17 protein-coding genes are annotated in these 20,723 nt (G+C 47.0%); all 17 read left to right on the top strand.

The genetic code is table 11. The annotated features are described in order from the left end of the window. Positions 1-76: 76 nt before the first annotated feature. The 17 genes from A3750_RS17140 (at position 77) to A3750_RS17060 (ending at position 20,677) form a co-directional block, all read left to right on the top strand. Entirely contained in the window at positions 77-1,672 is a 1,596-nt protein-coding gene (locus A3750_RS17140; protein WP_068455926.1) for an oligosaccharide flippase family protein, read from the top strand. A 5-nt stretch (positions 1,673-1,677) separates the two neighbouring features. Further along, on the top strand, positions 1,678-2,904 hold the full coding sequence (locus A3750_RS17135; protein WP_068455928.1) for a polysaccharide pyruvyl transferase family protein: 1,227 nt from the start codon (positions 1,678-1,680) through the stop codon (positions 2,902-2,904). Positions 2,905-2,940: 36 nt separating this feature from the next. Next, positions 2,941-3,978: a nitroreductase family protein gene (locus A3750_RS17130; protein WP_197475106.1), complete on the top strand. Its 1,038-nt coding sequence runs from the start codon at positions 2,941-2,943 to the stop codon at positions 3,976-3,978. Between the two features lie 188 nt (positions 3,979-4,166). Then, on the top strand, positions 4,167-5,447 hold the full coding sequence (locus tag A3750_RS17125; RefSeq protein WP_068456162.1) for a glycosyltransferase family 4 protein: 1,281 nt from the start codon (positions 4,167-4,169) through the stop codon (positions 5,445-5,447). Between the two features lie 19 nt (positions 5,448-5,466). Beyond that, positions 5,467-6,666 (top strand): glycosyltransferase family 1 protein, encoded by a 1,200-nt coding sequence (locus A3750_RS17120; protein ID WP_068456165.1) that lies wholly within the window; start codon positions 5,467-5,469, stop codon positions 6,664-6,666. A 37-nt stretch (positions 6,667-6,703) separates the two neighbouring features. Further along, a complete protein-coding gene (locus A3750_RS17115) occupies positions 6,704-7,975 on the top strand; it encodes an alkaline phosphatase family protein (RefSeq protein ID WP_082863211.1) in 1,272 nt (423 codons plus the stop codon). 60 nt (positions 7,976-8,035) lie between these two features. Further along, complete coding sequence (locus A3750_RS17110; RefSeq protein WP_068456167.1) at positions 8,036-10,039, top strand: hypothetical protein; 2,004 nt, start codon at positions 8,036-8,038, stop codon at positions 10,037-10,039. Positions 10,040-10,124: 85 nt separating this feature from the next. Beyond that, on the top strand, positions 10,125-11,147 hold the full coding sequence (locus tag A3750_RS17105) for a polysaccharide biosynthesis/export family protein (protein WP_231871860.1): 1,023 nt from the start codon (positions 10,125-10,127) through the stop codon (positions 11,145-11,147). Between the two features lie 6 nt (positions 11,148-11,153). Further along, complete coding sequence (locus A3750_RS17100) at positions 11,154-12,560, top strand: O-antigen ligase (protein WP_068463910.1); 1,407 nt, start codon at positions 11,154-11,156, stop codon at positions 12,558-12,560. Further along, positions 12,544-13,029 (top strand): hypothetical protein, encoded by a 486-nt coding sequence (locus A3750_RS17095; protein ID WP_068522272.1) that lies wholly within the window; start codon positions 12,544-12,546, stop codon positions 13,027-13,029. Before A3750_RS17100 ends, A3750_RS17095 begins: the two co-directional genes overlap by 17 nt. Positions 13,030-13,178: 149 nt before the next feature. Beyond that, positions 13,179-14,336, top strand: a complete 1,158-nt coding sequence (locus tag A3750_RS17090) for an acyltransferase (RefSeq protein ID WP_068453065.1) — start codon at positions 13,179-13,181, stop codon at positions 14,334-14,336. 28 nt (positions 14,337-14,364) lie between these two features. Then, positions 14,365-15,102, top strand: coding sequence for a bifunctional 2-polyprenyl-6-hydroxyphenol methylase/3-demethylubiquinol 3-O-methyltransferase UbiG (locus A3750_RS17085; protein ID WP_068453068.1), 738 nt, complete (start codon positions 14,365-14,367; stop codon positions 15,100-15,102). 176 nt (positions 15,103-15,278) lie between these two features. Further along, positions 15,279-16,526 carry a glycosyltransferase family 4 protein gene (locus A3750_RS17080; RefSeq protein ID WP_068465924.1) on the top strand — a complete coding sequence of 416 codons (1,248 nt, stop codon included), beginning with the start codon at positions 15,279-15,281 and terminating at the stop codon, positions 16,524-16,526. 10 nt (positions 16,527-16,536) lie between these two features. Next, on the top strand, positions 16,537-17,370 hold the full coding sequence (locus A3750_RS17075; protein WP_068455603.1) for a DUF2334 domain-containing protein: 834 nt from the start codon (positions 16,537-16,539) through the stop codon (positions 17,368-17,370). A gap of 191 nt (positions 17,371-17,561) precedes the next feature. Continuing rightward, complete coding sequence (locus A3750_RS17070) at positions 17,562-19,184, top strand: LruC domain-containing protein (protein ID WP_197466280.1); 1,623 nt, start codon at positions 17,562-17,564, stop codon at positions 19,182-19,184. A gap of 34 nt (positions 19,185-19,218) precedes the next feature. After that, the gene (locus tag A3750_RS17065) at positions 19,219-19,695 is read left to right on the top strand and encodes a hypothetical protein (RefSeq protein WP_068455610.1); all 477 of its coding nucleotides are present in this window, start codon (positions 19,219-19,221) and stop codon (positions 19,693-19,695) included. Positions 19,696-19,738: 43 nt separating this feature from the next. Next, positions 19,739-20,677, top strand: a complete 939-nt coding sequence (locus tag A3750_RS17060) for a hypothetical protein (RefSeq protein WP_068464175.1) — start codon at positions 19,739-19,741, stop codon at positions 20,675-20,677. Positions 20,678-20,723: the final 46 nt, after the last annotated feature.

Below are 20,723 nucleotides of genomic sequence, written 5' to 3'. Positions count from 1 at the left end.
GCGCTATTTGGCATTGCTGGCCTGCTCCTTGCTCAACTCCTTACAAGATAGAAATTTTTGAAAGGTTTTTAGCAAAATGACGAATACCAAAAGCGGGAATACATTATTGTTTTCGGAGTCGGCGCAAAAAGCGATTCCTTGGACTCTTTTGAGTAAGTCCCTGTTATTTATCGTTTATTTCCTGATCTCCATCCTTTCGGTCCGACTACTCGGGACAGAGCAGTACGGTCTTTTTGTGATTTGCAGAAGTATCGCTGACGTTCTTATTCTGGTTTGCACTTTGGGAATGACCGCATCCTTCGTTCGCTTTATTCCCGAACTGGTCTTACATAAAGATCTCTCGGGTATTAAGCGATTAATTGGTACTGGGTTCATACTGCAATCCCTTGCCTTAGTTGTTATTGGACTCGGCATGTATCTATCGCAACATCATATCGAGCAGTACTTTTCAGTCGCGTTTAATGGCGCTCTTTTATTCACCTTTATCCTCATGGTTTGCGAGCAGTTAAAAACCAGCATCAACTCTATTCTAACCGCCCTATATCAAACTAAGCGCATGGCTGTGTTCTCTGTCTTGAACGGCATCATATGGATATGCGCATTAGCGTTGCTGCTCAACAATGACGCAAGTGTGAGCAATGCCTTATCGGCCCAAGCGCTCTCTTACGGGCTGATTTATCTAGTTGCAGCTGGAATTCTTTGGCGATACCTAAAGTCTTTAAATTGGCAGTCGCAGAATAATGTACTCAGCGCAAAGCGCGTGTTCAACCAATCCGGCTCCATCGCTCTCTCAACGCTGGTTCGCCTGCTTATGTTGAAATATACCGAGCTATTTTTCTTGGGCGGGATGACCGATGCAGAGACCGTCGGTATGTATGACCTGGCGTTTTCACTACCAATGATGGTTATAGTGTTTATCCCAGCAGCAGTGCATGAACTATTCGTTTCTGGCGTTTCAGAGGCGTATGTCAAAGACCCTCGTTGCCTTCCTACACTGATTAAAGCGCTCTATAAAATACTGATTCTGATCGCCGTGCCCATTGCCGTTTTTGGGTTCATGTTTGCAGGGGAAATGCTGATTTACTGCTACGGCGAAGAAGTTCGGGGTGTTTATGAACTGACGATGGCATTTTGTCTACTTCATCTTCTGCCACTAATCTCCACGCCGCTCTCTGTAGGCATTCAAGTGCGCGAAGAAGTCATGCGGATGTTCCCAACATTGATGCTACAGCTCACCGTCAACATTCTTCTGGACTACCTACTAATCGTTGAACTGAACATGGGCATTTGGGGTGCTTTTACTGCGCTGATTCTCACCTTTGTGCTGACAATTCCGATTCGCCTTTATCTTGTATCAAAGATCCTTGGCGGTATTTATTTCCCGGGCGCATTCTTTATTCGAGTGCTTTTTGTCACCCTTGCGGTTGGATACGCAATACGCGTGCTACTCGCGCCAGAAAGCCTATTCTCAATTGCCCCACTGTTCTTTGTGTATTTAGTGTCAACACTCGCTGTGTTAATCAAATTCAGATTCATTAATGAAGCCGACATTACAGACTTAGACATCTTCCTTCGTGGCAAGGTGCATCAAGTCCTGTCCAAACTTAACCATACTCGCTCTGCCAAACTATCCAAATCAAGCTTGGTAATCACAAAACAACTGACGGAGTAATCACTATGTCAAACTTAAGAATTTTACTAGGCGGCGTACCATTCGGATGTAACAACATTGGTGACGAAGCCATCTTGGCACAAGTCGTCAATATCGTTCGCGAATCAACGCCTGCAGCAAACATTATCGTCAGTACGGGAGAACAGAAAACCACGGCCGAGTGGCTAGATGTCGAAACTTGCCCGCTTCATAGCTCCTTTAGTGGAAACGAGCGTGACAATACCGCGTTCTTTGACGCGCTAGATAGTGCCGACGTATTCATTTGGTCGGGGGCTACGGGCCTATCAGACTACCCAAACGCAGCACTAAACTGCCTGAGTGAAGCTCAAAATCGAGGCTTGAAAACGATCGTATTCTGTACCGGGATGAACGACACCTTCAATCCAGCCCACTTCAAATTAAACTCAGGTTTGAAGAAAAGTCTGTTCGACATAATTAAACAGACAAGCGGTGGCAAACTTGATCTCACGACGCGTTACGAGTGTCGCAAAGAGCAAGACGTACGCACACGCTTGAAAGAGATTCTCGACCGCTGCGATCTCGTCATTAATCGCGATTTCCCCAGTAAACTAGAGCTGATGAAATCAAACCTAAGCAAGCAGCCCATCGTTGCTGCCGATCCAGCAATAGCACTGCCTCTAGTTGCGCCAACGGCTGCACTCTGGGGAGACAGTATGATGGAGGTCTTGGAGTCAGGTTCAAAACTGATCGGCGTTTGTATCTCATCGCAACAAAAAATCAATCAGCTTGATGCCTTTGCATCATGGCTTGATGGATTAGTGGATACCTATCAGGCAAAAATCGTGTTTATTCCAATGAACCCGATTACCGACTTTAAGCTGATGTCACAAATACGCGAGGCGATGTTTCATCGCTCTCAATCGATCATCGCCTCGGGCTCGGTTAAACCAAGTTCCGTTGCCGGTTTAGCATCGAAAATGGATGTCGTCATCAGTAGCCGGCTGCATCTACTTATCTTCGCTGCGATTAGCAGCACACCGTGTATTGGTATTGGCAGAGGTTCAAAAGTAACCAACTTTCTCTCTGAATTCGGTTTCTGTACAGCAGGCGACACCGACAACATCAAGTTCGAGTACCTTGAAAAAGAAGTGCGAAAAATACTTCTTGAAAAAGACGCCTACAAAGAGGTTGCCGATCTCGTTCGCGAGTCCATGCTCATTCGACTCGAACATGGCGTGGCAGCACTCAAAAACTGTCTCACGCTTGCTTAGCAACGAACAATACTGATGACACCTTAGGAGATCACCATGAATTCGAGCATACAAATAGTAAAGGCCGCTATTCCAGCGGGGTGGAAAAGAAACCTTCGAGCACTGTTCTTTTCGCCGATGCGGACATTGGATCTTGTAACGAACTATCTTTACGATATGAAGCGCTACTTAAAGTACTCGTCCACTTTGCAGTTTTTTGATTCCGAAACGCAGCTACGTTCCTGGATTGATGCGGACGCGCACAAGTTAGAGAAAGGGTTAGCGCTCGCAGCGCCGCGCCCAGGATTCGGCAAAGGTGTTGCCGAGCGTTTGGTCCGCGAGATCGATCTGTATCGTGCCAATCATGGGATGTCATTGTCTTTGGAAACGGCCGTTTCGGTGTTGGACTCTTATATGACCTTCACCTGTGGTTGCGATATCGAGTACGCGCCTTTATTTTCAGACATTAATCGACTCACTCGCGAGATCGAACTAGATAAACAACGAGCTGGCTGCGATACCATCGTAAAAAGCGAATGGCTCAATTCGGCACAACAGGACCTCAGTGGCTTTTTTCGATCGCGACGCAGTGTCCGAGACTTCGCTAATCAACAGGTCGATCCTCAAAGCTTGCTCAAAGCGGTTGAAATGGCCATGTACACACCCACCGTATGCAATCGTCAGGCGATCAAGGCACATGCATTCACACGACCCGAATCCGTCGCTAAGGTACTCCAATGTCAGTCAGGCAACGGTGGCTTTGGTGACAAAGTGCCAGCAGCGATTGTCATCACCGTAGACCGACAAAGCTTTTTCACCTCTGGGGAGAGAAATCAGTGTTGGATTGATGGAGGCCTGTTCTCCATGTCACTAATTTATGCACTGCATTCGCTTGGTCTTGGAACCTGTTGTTTAAACTGGTCCGTCACCAAAGATCAAGACCAATCATTGCGTAGCATTATTGAGGTGGAAGAAAGTGACGCAGTGATCATGATGATCGCGGTCGGTCATTTGAAAGACACCTTCAAGGTTGCAAAATCGGCTAGAAAGCCAGTCGAAGAATTTATCTCCTTTGAGAATATCAAGAAACCGTGATTTTCTTTTTGCGCTGCAATTTGCGATTCGCACATTCAGCGCAGTATCCAGCCCAGGAATACGCTTCGAGAGCCCCACATAAATCACTTATAATTCAATAGCTTATAAAATTTCACATTTATTGGCACGACTTGGCCGCCTAATTGCTCAACTAAGACTATTCACATACTTTTGAGCTTACAGGTCCAATGAAACAGCTTAGTCAAAACCACATTCTTCATGTTGTACGTCGCTTCTCTTTAAACCATTGGGGCGCGAGCGAGCAGACGGCCTGGAGAACAGCAACATCGCTAAAGCGAGAAGGTATTTCCAACTCGATCATTGCGACCAGTGCACTTTCTCAGCCAGGGCCTGAATTTCTTGAGCAAATCAGTATCCAACGATTTGACTACATTTACCCTCAGCTATTGTTAAGCCAAGAAAAATCCAAGCAGTTAGACCTCAAAGGTGGAAACCCATACTCCTTAGGACTATTGAGAGCGGCTTGGAGCACACCTTGTAAGCTGTTCCATTGCCACACGCATTCAAGACTTGCTTCGACCATTCGATTGGTCGCGAAGCTGCGTAAGATTCCATTCGTCGTGTCTCTGCATGGCGGGGCATTTCGCATTCCGAATTCAGAGCTTAGCTATCTCGAGCAGCTCTCGTCCGGCTTCAGTCGCTATGGCTTTTTATTGGACAAGGTGTTTAAGCCGCATCGCGTTCTAGCTGACGCATCTGGGATCATCTGTCCTAGCTATGAGGAGCTCACCGCTGTGCGTAAAGCTTTTCCGCTCAAGCCAAGCACTTACTTACCAGCGGGTGTTGATATCGAGCAATATGCAAAAAAGAGCGCGAAGGGTCTACGCGCAAAATACAGCATTTCAGACGACACCTTCGTGCTGCTCTGCTCTGGTCGAATTGATAGCCAGAAAAATCAGCTTCTGTTAATTGAGATGATGCATGCGCTTTCTCATAACCGAAGCAATCATTTTCACCTGATCTTAATGGGGCACTTGTCGAACGCAAACTACTTTGAAGAAATCAAACAACAGGTAAGAAAATACGGCCTGCAGAAGAGCGTGACATTGGTGTGTGATTTGAACAGCGATTCTGAAGAGCTAATTGCAGCGTACCAAGAGTCCGACGCGCTAATCATCCCGTCGATCCACGAACCGTCATGCCTCCCAGTGCTAGAGGGTTGGGCTGCTGGATTACCTGTTGTTGCATCCAAAATCTCCAGCCTGACTCACCTTGTCAATGAAAAAGAAACAGGCTTGCTGTTCAACCCCTTCAGCCCCCGAAGTCTTGCTGAGGCGCTCACTGAGCTCAAAAACAACCCAGAATTACGGGAAAAGCTAATACGCAATGGCCACGACACCGTGAACAAGCACTTTACTTGGGATCACTACGCTCAAAAGCTGATGAGTTTCTATGAGGAAGTGGAAATGTTCCACGCAAGCCAATCAGCAGCAAATATCATTTGTTAAATTCTGCGAGGAACATTCTATGACGATCAACAAAAACACAACATCCAAACACCCTCATGTTCTGGTCAGCGGTCTGGTCTACGATAACGGGAAATCTGGAATTGCTGAGTACACCCGGCAAATGGTGACAGCGCTGTGCGCTCAAAATACAGTCAGCATCGCTATGTTAAAAAAAGACATATCGGAGTTTCCGGTCGAACAAAACAGGCTTCAGATTGTGCCGGTTTCTAACCTGTTCGCACACCCGGTAATGAGCATACTTTGGCACATATTTCTTCTTCCCTTGCTCGCGTTCAAGCGACGCTATGATTGGGTTATTCTTCCTGCGATCAATCGACGCATGGGGCTCTGGTACCCTAAGCCTACCATTGGCATAGCCCACGATCTGAGCCAGTTTTCTGTTGATCAAAAATACGACCTGTTTCGAACCTTGTATGTAAAATTCCTACTCCCCATTTGCACAAGAAACCTAACGCACATCATTGCCATCAGTCACAACACAAAACGAGATCTAACAAGGTTTTGGAACATTCCGTCAGACAAGATGTCAGTGCAGTACAACGGCTACGATCACGCTCGCTACAACGCGATTGAAGACTCGGAAGAATTCAACGTCTTGGCGCATTATCAACTGGAAAACCCTTACCTGATTTACGTGTCGCGCATCGAGCACCCTGGAAAAAATCACGTGCGCCTCATAGACGCCTTTGACGCTCTAGACGACGCACTCACAAAAGATCGATCGCTGGTTTTTGCGGGCGGAGATTGGAACGGTGCAGAGCAAGTAAAAGCACATGCTGCAAATGCCCGAAAAGCCAATCAAATCCGATTCTTGGGCTATGTTCCCGTCGAAAACTTGCCCGTACTCTATCGACAAGCAGATCTGATGGTCTTTCCGTCTCTATACGAAGGCTTTGGTATTCCGCTGGTTGAAGCCATGGCATGTGGCACGCCAACGCTATGCTCTAACAATTCTGCGCTTGGTGAGATCGCTGGCGACGCAGCATTTACCTTCGACCCCACTTCTGTATCGAGCATCGCTGAAGCGTTAACAGGCGTGATGTCAAGCGCGCACTTAGCAAATCAAAAGATCGATCTCGCGAAGGCACATTGCACTCAATTTAGTTGGGAGCAATTGGCTGCACACCTAAACCGAAAAATGAATCAACAAACACTAAAAACCACGCTTAACGGCTTCGTAAAATACGCGAATCACTGAGCCTGAAAGTCCAAGAACATATTTCTGGAGAAAAGCTATGCAATACAATCAAAGCAGTACTGTGCTCAACAACGATCTTGCCTTTTACAGCAAATCAGACGAACAACACGATTCCACAACGCGATCCGATAAAGTTAAAGCAGACAAAATCGCAATCTACACATTTGTAGATGCATTTGGCTGGGAGGTCTATCAACGCTACGGTTTTCTCAATGACTTGATGCCCTATGCACGTCGTCTGGAAACCACCTTTGGATTTTCTTCTGCGGCCGACCCCTCTATTTTAACCGGACGTTTTCCTGACGAGCATGGCCATTGGTCGGCATTTTACTACGACCCGGAGAATTCACCATTTAAATGGTTCAAATCGCTATCGTATCTTCCAGGCGTCATCTTCGATCGCTGGCGCGTTCGACATTGGTTGAGCAAGTTCATCAAAGCAGCCTATGGATACACCGGCTACTTCGAGCTGTATAGCGTGCCCTTTGATAAGCTGCCGCACTTCGATTACCTCGAAAAGCGCGACTACTTTGTGCCTGGTGGGATCCTGAAGACAGATACCATCTTCGACTGGTGCGCCAATAACAAAGTACCTTACTACTGCTCCAACTGGCGGGAATCCGAAGAAACGGTGGTGGAAGCCAACAAACGGGAAATAAGCAAAGGCGAGATCAAAATGGCCTATGTATACCTACCTAAGCTCGATGCCTTAATGCATAACTATGGCACCAAGCATGACAAGGTTAACGAGAAGATTCGATGGCTTGAAGATCAGGTTCTGGATGTCTATGAGACAGCCAAACAGCACTACAAAGAGGTGTCGCTGTATGTCATTTCCGATCATGGAATGGCCGATGTCTCAGGGAGCGTCGATCTTATCAAGAAAATCAACGGTCTTGGTCTCACCTATGGCGAAGACTATGTTGCTATGTATGACTCCACCATGGCTCGTTTCTGGTTCCCGAACCCTAGCGCCCGCGCAAAAGTGGAAGAATGTCTGAGCCAAGTAGACGAAGGCAAGATCGTGTCTGAAGACGAGCTTAAACAAATGAGAGTTCCACATGAAGGAGCGAAGTTTGGCGAGCTATTCTTTTTGATGAACCCCGGTATTTTGATCAATCCGAGTTATATGGGGCTAAAAGTCATTCCAGGCATGCATGGATATCACCCGCACGATAAAGACTCTTATGCGTCGATTATCAGCAATCGTCCAATACCGGAAAACATCAACTCAATTACCGATATTCGTAAAACAATGCAACACGAGTTAGAACAATACTGTGTTGGCACTGTTCCTGCTGATAAGTAACGAAACAGCGATATAAGTCGCTAATTCCGTTAATTTTTTTCAGAATGCGAATACATAATTATGATGACGCAAAACGCACAACAAGCAGCTGGAGCAGGAATCGATCTGCATACCTTTTGGGTAAGCATCCAGTTCAAGCTGCTTATACCAGCGCTAGCGGCCATCATAATATGTTTAGGTACATTTAAACTTACCAAGGTACTCATTCCGGACCAGTGGGAAGCAAGTAGCTTTCTCATCCGACACGCGAAGAACATGTCTTCTCAAACAGACATGCCTTATCTGTACTTAAAAACAGACATCAACACGCTTCTCGAAACCATTTTGCTGCGCGAAAACCTTCAGCAAGTGATTGATCAACTAGAGCTTGGCATCACTCCCGAAGAGCTGCATCGCAAAGTGCGAATCAACAAGACAGGCAAGTCTGATGTAATTGAAGTCAAGGCGACGTGGTATGACCCAGCGGTAGCCGCTGAGATTGCCGACTCAATTGGCAAAATGTTTCTAAAAAACTACACCCGAATTCAAAATGCGGCGACAGAAGAAATACATCAGTATTATCAAAGAAAAATCGATATCACGCGTGAACAACTTCGTACCGCAAAACAAAAGGAAAGCGAGTTTAGGTCTCAGAACAACGTGCTCGACTTCGAAGCGCAAAAAGAAAACCTGTATAGCTACCTTGCCCAACTCGAACTGCGCTATGTCGATGAAGATGTGAAGCGCAATGATTTGTCTGCGCAGTTTGCGCATACCAAATCACAGCTTGCTGGCACGTCCAACAAAATCATCATTTCCGAGCTTTTGCGCACCAATGAGGGCAATCGCAGTAAGGCACTGCGAAATGAGCTTGAGGTACTGCGCAAGCGCTATACCGAAGACAATCCCAAGGTTCAGCATTTATTGCATCAAATCTCGGTGCTGGAAATTGAGGAACGCTCTCGCGTTGCTTCAGATCCTAAATTTGATGAAGTCGAATATGGTCCTAACCCGCTGCATGAGGAGCTCTCAATACGCCACATGGAGCTCGAGTCACAGCTGGTTGCAACAAAGGGCAACCTTATCGCATACCGAGAAAGCATTGCGAGTATCAAAACCCAGATCGCGCATTTGGCGCAGCTTGCTCAAACGCACTACCGATTGATGCAAGATATCGAAGACAAAGAAGACTTGATATCCAAGCTCAATACTAGAGTTGTAGAAGCCAATCTCGCCTTAGAATCTAATATCAGTGACTTCGACATTCTTCAGGAAGCACAATTACCAGAATTTCCAAAAAGATCTTTCCGCAAGGTCATTGCAATCGCGCTGGCCATCTTCATCGCAGGCGTGATCACGTTGTACATCCTGCTGAAAGAGTTTGTGAACACCTCGCTCAAAACTGCGCACGATCTGCAATTCATCGAAGGCGCCTCTATCGCCGCGGTGCTTCCAAATAAAGACGAAGTTCCTGAACAGCTGTTCTACTCGCAGTTCCAATTACTGTTCTCAGAGATCGCTGCAAAAATCAAAGGCGCAGATTCCAAACTTCTCACCATATCCAGCATGTCCGATGGAGAGGGTAAATCTTTCATTGCCGGCGAAATTGCTTCGTTGTTTGTGAAGCAGGGTAAGCGTGTTCTATACATCGAATCTGAAGAGTACCTGGAAGATATTTCGCAAGACGCCATCATCAACAACGCGCTTTATGGCTCATCAGGCTTGAATACCGTTTCACCAAACAAAGTCTATGAAGGGCTCGACAAGGCGTACTTTCAAACCGACAAGCACATTTATCTCGATGTTCTCAATGATGAAAAGATCGGACTATTTCTAGAGCACTGCTACCAACACTACGATTTGGTTGTTTGGGACATATTCCCGGCGAATCGACATCTGCAACTATTTCGCACCATTGCCCAGTGCGCAGAATTTAATTTAGTTCTCACCAAGAGCCGTAACACGCCAAAGAAAGTGATGAACCAAACCGTTGCCATGATGAATGCATGGGGGGTTCGAAATATCGGCCTTCTTATCAACGCGTTACCGAAAAAATATATCCGTAGTCAGCTGGACTTTAACTAAGGTGATCACGATGCTTTTTACTTCTATTTCACTCGTACACACAAAGAGAAATCTGCTTAAGGCCTTGTGCAGTCAAGGTATTTTCTTGTTCCTAACGTTGACTATTTCCGGCTGTGCCAATCAGGACGTCGTATCGGATAACACGTTCCCTGATCAACTAGATATTTCAGAAACGGGTCTCACGGTCACGGAAGAGCAGATTCAACAAGACCGTAACTTCTTAAAAAGTCTCCACACGCTAGAGAACAACGAATACCGAATCGCGTCGGGAGACAAGTTTAATATCTATGTCTATAACGAGTCCGACCTTGATACCAAAGGCATTATCGTCAAGATGGATGGCACCATTACCTGCAAACTGATTGGCGAGATTCAGGTAAAAGACCTGTCTATTCCGAACGCAACGGCGGAGATCGAGGCGGCGCTAAAAAAGTATATTCACTACCCTAAAGTGTCTCTTATCCCATACGAAATGCGTAGCTCGAGCTTTACGATCATGGGCAAAGTCACGAAACCAGGCTTTTACTACTTTGACGGCTCTATTCGCCTCGCAGACGCAATCGCAAAAGCGGAAGGCCTCTCAGTTGGTGTATTCGACAACAACACCATCGAACTGGCCGATCTACAACATAGCTTTGTTCGTCGTGGTGACGACATACTCCCGATCGACTTTGACGCGCTCCTTCGCAAAGGCGATGCGCTGATGAACATTCCTTTGATTAACGGCGACTATATTTTTATTCCGTCGGCAATGAACCAAGAAGTGTATGTCATTGGTGAAGTGAATAAACAAGGTTACTTTGGATTCAAGCCGAACATGACAGCAGGCCGTTTACTGGCGCATGCTGAAGGCGTCAAAAACAGCGCGGCTGACGAGATTGTCGTGATTCGCGGTAACCTGCAGCATCCGCGCCTATATAAACTTTCGCGAGACGAAATTCTCACAGGTACTAGCCGAGACTTTCGACTTGAACCCAATGACATTGTCTATGTGCCGAAAGGTATTCTAGGTCAGTGGAATGCGATCTTATCTGAAATCGTGCCGACCTTAGAAGCCGCTGTCACCGCCTTTGATATTGATCGAGAGATCAGTGTAAGGGTTAAGTAAGCAATCATGAGCGAGCTCAAGTATGTCATCTTCTTTACGGTACTCCTGATTGGAGTACCGGTGGGCTATTTCCTAGCACTGCGCTATAAGTGGATCGAAAATCTTGTCTTCTTTCTGTTCGTCTTCTTTACCTGCGAGATGGTCGATATTAACTTTATCTCGATGGAGACCTACCGAGGGACTTCGAAGGGGTTCGAGTTCGGCATGGTAGATATTGCCATGTACATCATCTTGCTGCTAGCCGTTAAACGATCACCGGTTTATGGTGTTCGCTGGTTTCCTCCAGGAAGCATCCTCTACATCATTTATCTACTGATCTCTGTCAGCTCGATCGTACACGCTGACGTCTACATCTACTCCGCGTTTGAGATCACCAAAATGCTGCGAATGCTTCTCTACTTTTGGATCGCATTTCAATATATCCAAACCTCAGAGCACATTGAGATGTTCATGAGCTCCGTCGGCATCGTCATTTTCTATATCTTCACGTCTGTCGTAAAACAAAAGTATTTACTGGGGATGTTCCAAACGATGGGACCGTTCCCACACCAAAACTCACTCACCTTATACATTTCGATTCTAGGGTCACTGGCGCTTGCGAAAGTGTTGAACGATCGCTCTGCTAATGCGCCGTTGTGGTTCTTACTGTTTGGCATGTCAGCCTTTTGCGTGCTGTCTACGCTTTCCAGAGCGGGCCTCGCTTTGTTTGCGCTGAACAGCATCATCGTATTTTGCGTCTCTATGTTCTTGAATGATCGAGAACAAAAGTTCTTACGCCGCCGGAAGTGGATCATCGTCATAATCATGCCCCTTGTCGGCTCAGCAGCACTTTATAAAGCATCGGACTCGATCATTGAACGATTCTCCACCGCGCCGGAAGAATCAGGGCTAACACGTATTTATCTCGCGCAAGCCGCTGTCAAAATGGCGAACGAAAACATTTTAGGTGTCGGGCTGAATAATTTTGGCCACAAGATTAACGACCCCTATCCTTATGGCGCCCATATCCCGAAAGAGATCAGTCCAGATAGTACTCGCCGCGGTCTAGTAGAAACCGCCTATCTCATGATCGCTGCGGAAGCCGGGTGGCTCGCGTTAGGGGCGTTTTTGCTCATGCTGCTCTACTTCTACTTTGTAAATTTGGTCAACCTGATTCGCATGAAAGATCACCCCGCGCGTTACATTGCAGTCGCCTTGCTTGGCGCGCTAACCCAAGTGTATTTACAGACATCCCTCGAATGGGTGATCAAGCAAACCAACAACTACTACCAACTGATGTTCGTTTTCGCGCTCATCGCTGCAATGAAGCGCATGCGTCAAACACCAATGACGCCCAAGAACAACGCCAAGGCAGAGACAATATCTGCCCCCACTATCCAAACTATGAGGCCTCTCTGTGTCACAACAATCTAACCACGCTGAGCACCAGCATGAAAAGAACGCGATGTGTGCATCGAAGCGGCAACAAGACAGTAGTAGACGCAACAGCGAATATTACTTCTCTCAGCTACCTGAGGGGCTCAGAAATGACCTCTCAACCGAACAAGCGCGGGAAATCAAGCGGGTGATCGACAGAGCCATACCCGTACCGTCGAAAAAAATCTTTTCGCTTGAGCTGACATTTTGGCTGTTCAAACGCTTTTACTGCGTGTTCTATCTCGGTGAAGACAAGCGCCGACTCATCCCGAACTTCGGAACAAATTACGGCAAAATGCTGAAATTATCCGCACATATTGTGAGCACCCTAATTGTTTGGATAGCCACGATCTTTGTCGCTGGTGCTGCGGTTTATTACGCAAAGAGTACGCTTGGAATAGACATATTTCCCAATCAACATGCTCAAGACATCATCACTGAAACGATCAGAGAGCAGGCCGAGTAAAGGCCTCGCGCATCCTGCATTGCATATTGCAAAAGGCGCCCGCCAGCTCCGCAACGAAAATACCTTAAATCATTGTTTTTAATGATCTTTATTTTATGGCACGCACCATGCAAACAGTTTATTCAAAGTCAATTTCAGTGAGAACATCTATGACGCAGATCATGTCACCCGACCTTCAGGCGACACTCTGGTTACGCGAGAAAAGCGCATCACACGTGGCCTTTATGGACTTTAAACAAAGCAAACACTTTCACTCACTTGACGGCCTAAGATGCTTGAGTATTTTAGCGGTCATCTGGCACCACGTGGCAGGAGATCAATACGCTTCGAACAGCCTATTCTTTTTAGGCCACCATGGCGTGACGCTGTTTTTTGTAATTAGCGGGTTCCTCATCACCTCGTTGCTGTTGCGAGAAAAACAAAAAAACGGCCGCATTTCACTTCCACAGTTTTACATGCGCCGCGCCTTGCGCATCTTCCCCGTGTACTACCTGGTGCTCTTTATTTACTGCGTATTGGTATTCTTATTGGAAAAAAACTCGGCGGCAGGCCTCGCATTCTTTGACAACCTAATCTATTTCGCAACGTACACCTCCAACTATTTCGTCGCGCTCAATGGCGACCGCGTGATTTTTTACTTCGCGTGGTCTCTCGCAGCAGAGGAACAGTTTTACATGGTGTGGCCCACAATCGAGAATTGGCTTTCAGAAAAAGGCGCGATCGCCGTCGCGCTGATCGCGATTCTTGTCTCCACCCTTGCCACACAAGGTATGTTATTACTGACGTCCTCCGATCTGCTCTCAATCATTCTTGAGAACATCGCGATCCCGATCTGCATCGGCGTACTACTGGCACATGCGATGAACAATGAAGTCACCTTCGTCGTGCTGCATAGAATGCTAGGCGCAAAATACACACCGCTCGCTGTTCTCATACTGGCTTTAATGCTTTTAACGCTGGAGAGCAGCTTACAGATTTTTGCCTATCTACTGTTTGCTGCGTTGGTGTTTTGCTCAGTGACCTCAAGGAGCAGCGTTACCTACCCAGTGTTAAATCATCGATGGCTGATCGCGGTAGGTCAAGTAAGCTACGGCATGTATATGTTTCACATGCTGTCTCTCAACGCGATCAGAAAAATCATGCCTTCAAATGGGCTAAGCGCTGACCAAGAGCTAAATCAGCTCGTACTATTTTTGTTGACCAGCCTTCTCACATTTATTGTTGCGAAACTGAGCTTTCGCTACTTCGAGAGCTATTTTTTGCGTAAAAAAGTGACTTACACCGCGACTTTGGCGAGTGAACGATGAACCCAGTTTTAGCCTTTTGGAACCTCTTATGAACTTACTTACTAAGCGATACCCAAAGATAAATCGCACAGATATCAACGGTCGCAAGCAACGCAACGCCCAGCTTGAAGAGGCCCGACTATACAGACTGAGCGATGAGACGGAGATCAAGGCCACCGCGAATCAAGAAGTCGCCTCACATCTCGAACATTTGTGCAGTCAATTTGCACACAACATTAATGCACTCGATGTGGGCTGTGGAACCGGTCGTTTTTTCCACGCCCTGAAAGGCGTCGACGAGCTCACAGGTATCGATCCGTCAAAAGAGATGCTGTTGGCAGCGAAGCATCCACTTCACGGAGCAAAACTTGATGTTCAAAACATTAAACTCACTGAGGGAGTTGTCGACTCGGCAAAACTGCTTCGCAATGGCTATGACCTCATATATGCCATCGCAGTTTTTGGGTATCCCGCTCCGATAGACAGAGCAACTTTGGATAAGCTCTATTCCCATTTGGCACCTGGTGGAAAGCTTTTCTTCACGATCGCGAATCGAGATGACGCATCCTACAAGTCGCTGTTTGAGAAATCACGAACACGAAAAATGCTCGAAGCAATAAGGCCCTATCTGCCCGCTTATATTGGCGCTCGTCTCGCTTCTCGATGGCAACACGCTTTCTTGTCACAGAAAGAGATGGAAAGCATGTTCGAAGATAGCCTGTTTACGCACTTTCGTACCTGGCCCATGGCCAATCGTTTCATTGCGTGTGAGGCTGAAAAACACTAACGCAAATCGCAAAGCAGAACATCATTTCGACTCGCAGTTTGCAAAAAAGCAGGAAAACTGCGCATCATGAAAACTTAAGTAACTGTTTTTTATAGACTTTATGAATTGGCATTGTTTTCGCTATACCCCTCCTAACAGGGAGTCCAACAACCGCGATTTACGTTAAGAGGTAGCACATGTCACAAGGGCAAATCATTAATATCCCTCGAAGATTCGCTTTAGAAGAATGGGGAGGCACCGAGACGGTCATTCTGGAAACGTCCAAACAGCTCCAGAAACGCGGCTATGATCCAAAGATCTATACCACTTTGGCCTTGTCAGAAGAAGCGTTTGAATCGATCTCTGACATTGATATCCGACGCCATTCTTACAGTTACACGAGACTTGGCCTTTCAAATCGCAATCGACGCTTACTCGATAAACGAGGCGGCAACATGTACTCGATTAGTCTGTTTCTAAGTGCGTTATTGGCAAAAAAGCCAAAGGTATTTCATTTACATACTCTCGGACGCGTAGGTTCGCTTATTCGTCTTGCTGCCAAGATTAGGCGTGTGCCTTACGTTGTCAGCATCCATGGTGGTTTAATGGATCTCCCTAAACAGCAACTCAATGATCTCGTCGCACCGACAAAGCGCAGCTTTAATTGGGGCAAGATTTTTGATTGGGTCTTACCGTCAAATAAGCTCGTTGAAGATGCAGATGCGGTGATCTGTGTTGGTGAGGCGGAAAGAAAGAAGCTCAGCAAACGGTATCCCAAGGGCAACATCCACTTCTTGCCAAACGGCGTCGACGTCGATTATTTCGCTAGCGGAAATCGTGAACGCTTTCAGTTTGAACTGCGACACCGTGGCTATTCGCTAAAGTCTTCAGATCGATACATCTTGTCGGTTGGTAGCTTCTATCCCCAAAAAAATCAGGCCGTACTCATTCGCGCCTTCTCCGAACTGCCAAAGGAGAAGCGCCGCAACAAATTGGTACTCATGGGACTGGTCTATGATCAACAGTATTTCGAGAGCCTAAAGGCATTGGCCGAAGAGTTAGAAGTGACTGATGACGTGCTCTTTCTCACCGATGTTTCATTCGACAATCCGACCTTGATTGACGCGTATGCCGCGGCAGAGCTTTTCGTACTGCCAAGTCTCTATGAAACCTTTGGTGTTGTCGTTCTAGAAGCTTGGGCCGCCGGTGTTCCTGTGATATGCGATGCCGTCGGAGGCCTGCCCTCATTCGTCGAAAACAGACATAACGGCTTGTTCTGTCCGATGGATCAAAAGGATTCTTTGGTCACTCACATGTACCACCTTCTGAGAAACGAGACGACGGCAAACGAGCTCGTTAAAAATGCAAGAAACGATGTGCGTCAATACAGCTGGCAGCATATCACTGAAAAACTATCAAACATCTATCAATCTCTTAAACGGTGAGTGTAAAAGTATGCGCTACGTACTAATCCGAGATGACGATCTGAACTTTTTCACACCATTTCAGCAGCTTGAAACGGTCTACGGCTTCATGTTTGATCAGGGAATACCCGTCAACTTTTCCGCCATTCCCAATGTGCATGGCGCCGCAACGACGACCGACTATTCTACGGGGGCAGAAGTATTTGAACCATTCTTGCCCGAAGACGTTGCTGGAACAAAGGGAAACTTCGCGTTAGATGAAAACACGCATTTGTTGCAACAACTCAATGCCATGCATCGCAATGAATTTTTACACCATGGCTATGAGCACAGCGGTCAAAATGGTCTTTGCGAGTTTGAAAGTCGTGACACTGAGTTACTGGCACACAAGCTCCAACATGGTCGAGAGATTTTGCGTCGTTGCTTTAATCAGGCACCAAAAACGTTTGTTGCCCCCCAAGACAAGTACAGCCCAGAAGCGCTCAGATTGATTCAATCACGTTTTGAGACCTTCTCACTCGGCTGGATAGATCGATCCAGATTGCCCCATTCGATCATTCCGAAGTATGTTGTAAAGAAACTGCTGAAGCGCAACTCTATGCGCTATGGCGACACCCTGCTTACCGAGCATCCAGGCTGTCACTATTCTCAGTATGTAAGCCGCGAGCTGTCTGACGCGAAGCTGGACGCGGCGCTCAACGCAAATCCATTCACAATCATTGTGACGCATCACTGGGAGTTTTTTGATCAGGGTAAACTTATTCATTCAATGTGGGACGCATTCAAATCGCGTATTCTCGCGTTGCAAGCAGATCGCAACACCCAACTGATTACATTTTCCCAGCTGCGCGCGCTCGCACAATAATATCGTATTTGCAAAATATCGATTTCATTCTGCGAATAACACCTTGCACCCACCCTTAGAAAAATCGCAGAAAGACCTTTGAAAACCCATTAAGCCATTGTTTTAAATAACTTTTATAACACTGGCCCGCCTTGTGCAAACTTCTCATCGTACCCGCTTTAACGCCCAGAAAAGGTAAGAGTATTATGCGAATGAATCACATAGCCGTTGTTCTCACTTCAGTGAGCTTAAGCACCCCACTGAGTGCGATTGAATTCAGCCATCTGAACGGAACGGCCTCCTCAGGTTATAACCGCTTAGGCACCCCGACAAACGTTCAGGATCAATCAGCATCTCTTCCCGTTGATGTGCTCAACAACATCTACAGCATGCTGCCAGAAAGCCAGTATGTAAATACCAGTTTTATCGACACCAATCTAAAGAGCAACATCATTATTGACGATGACTTTGCAGGCGTCGTCACGGTCGATGTGACCTTCCTCAATGAAGGCGCGGGTTATCGGAACGCCTTTGGCTATTTTTTGTTTGATCCAAACAACCCTCCTGCGACTTATTCCGATATCGCCGAGCATGTTCTTGTTTTTCCTAATGCTTCAAAGCCACCTCAAGGAGAACTGGTACAGGGACATACTGTGCCGCTCAATATCAGCCTGACGGCAGGACAGGGACTAGGCTTTTTTGTCGTACCAAATGGTTGGAGTTACAGCGGCAGCGATGGCAATGTGAGTGGCCTCGGCCCTTGGGGACAACCGTTCTATAGTTTGCCCTACCTCAATCCGGAGCCAAGTGCCCTGCAAGCACATAACGTGGCGTTTTATGATGCAGTGAATGACTTCTTTGTCTTCGGCTTTGACGATCAACATCGCGCCGGTGGTGACAATGATTTTAACGACCTTCTCGTGTCAATCGCCGCTACGCCAACGTACGCCGTCGAAGGTATCAATGTCGATGGCTCAGTCGATACCGGCACCTACCAAGTATTAGAGCAAAGCAACGAAGAGATAACATCAACCACGTACTACCCCTCACAGAGTGGAATGGCGACGCTGATGTTCGAAGACCTTTGGCCTCGAATGGGCGACTATGACTTTAATGATCTCGTGATTGATTACCGCTTTACGAATACCTTAGACAATCGTAACAAGCTACTTTCTATTGATCTTGAATTCTCGATTCAAGCGATCGGCGCAAGCTACCATAACGGCTTTGCACTGCGCTTACCGGGTGTTGACCCAAGCAACATTGCTTCCAGCTCTCTGCATTTGGATGGCGTTCTTGTGGCTGCAGATATTCTCGAGGCTGGTCAGAGCGATGCCAATTTGATCTTGCTGGATGACGCAAAAAATCACATCGGCAAGGCCTGCAAGTTCTTTCGCACCGAGAATACGTGCCAAGCAAAGCCCTCGGGAACCTTCGTTGCCAGCGTGGAGTTCATCAAGCCGGTTGATACCGCGAGCATTGGCCCGGCGCCGTATGACCCGTATATATTCGCAGTCGAGGGAAAATACCACGGCGATTATGACGGGCGCGGTTGGGAGGTTCACCTTAAAGAGCACGCCGGATCAGACCTATTCTCTTCAAATCTGGTCGGTTTAGAGGACGATCGCAGTAACGCAAGCAACAGCTTTGTAAACGCAAACAGCTTTCCTTGGGCCTTGAATATCCCTGCCGGCTGGGAACACCCTAAAGAGAATATCGACATCGTTCGGGCATATCCGAATTTCTCAAAGTGGGTTAGAAGCAATGGTTCAACGCACAAAGACTGGTACCAAAGTAACCATGCGCAACACGATCACCTTTTTGGTCGTCCTTAAACCCTGTTAAACCAATTTTACGGAGCGATTAATCATGACCACCTTGACCAAATTTACCATCTTGGCCTTTGCTACACTATGTATTGGCTGCGCGCCAAGCGGCGGAGAGCAAAGCGAAGAAAACACAACACCAACAAATACTGTAAGCGAAAATCAAAGCACGAACAGCGCCGAAATTTCCTCAACAAAAGAGCTTGTGGCGAGCGAAAGCTTTGATTTCAAAAGTGACCGCATGATCACCCTAAGCTTTGAGCAATTTCCGAGTAGCTATGGCAAGTTTGTTATTTATAGCCAATACGACTTTTACGACACACAACTAGACACCTATTACCCGAACTACAGCACCCGACTGGCGAGTTTTATCGCAACGCCCAACTTAGACTACGACATCATCATTCCAAGCACACAGCAGTTTCTCGTGCTCGAATGGTTGCCCATGGACGGAAAAAGCAATGAGAGTTATCAGTTGCTCGCTTTAAACGAGCAGCAGAGCTACGCGGCCAATTTTTAAGATTGAGATGCTGTCGACAGTTGGAAGATTCGGGAGATTAGCAATGCAGACAACGATCGTTACCTCCTGCAATCGACGATACTTGTGGGGCGCGATCTTACTCATCGCCTCTATCCGCCAGTCTGGCGGGCGCTATCCGATCCACGTTTGGGCAACAGACCTAAACGCATCGGAACGCGCCTTGCTGCGCCAATTCCAAAACGTAAGGGTATATGCCGCAGCATCGGCACACCCTCATCTGGTAAAACCAGACGCAATGCTAAATGTGACAACAGAATACGCCACTTGGATAGATTGCGACTGCATGTTCTTCGGCCATTTAGATGACTTACTCTTGCCCGAAGAAGACGGTATTCAAATCAGACTCCGAGGAGCACGGGAAAACGCAATGGTGTTTGGCAAGCATTATGGCCGTCAAGACAACATAGGCTCGACACCAGCCGACATTCTGTGCCAATGGAAACGTGACGTGAATGAGCGCGATGAACCGCGTTTTGAGACGCAATGTGTCAGCAACTTTATCACGGTACACCGAAAACACTTCGGTTTGCTGCATAGATGGAAAGACCAACTCGAACAGATCGCTATCGATCCATCGCATCCAGTTGATGCCAATAGCAAAGCCTACTTTATGACCGACGAGTCTGTCCTTGCTTCGCTACTTATGTTCGCGCATGAGGTACCGTCAATCTCCTTGTACCGGCTAGATGAGCGAACGTCTCAACGCTTGATTCATTTTGGCCAACAACTTAAGCCCTGGAAAATATGGCGCTATAAACACTTGCGCCATTATCGCCACGTCACGAAGACCATCCAGGCCCTCAAAATAGAGGGCTACCAATTGCCCGATATCCCTACCTCGTTGAACCCGCGCTTCAAACTGCGCACCTTCGCGCATTCAATTGCACTTAGTACTTGGCACTCCGTAAAACACAAAGCCCGCTTATCACTCATACCGTTTGGTCTTTTTGCACAGCACTAGAAAATTCGCTTTTCGCTTTTCGCTTTTCGCTTTTCGCTTTTCGCTT

The sequence above is a fragment of the Oleiphilus sp. HI0079 genome (assembly GCF_001635105.1).
The sequence above is the reverse complement of the archived record's forward strand: the minus strand, read 5'-3'. Positions and strand labels throughout refer to the sequence as shown.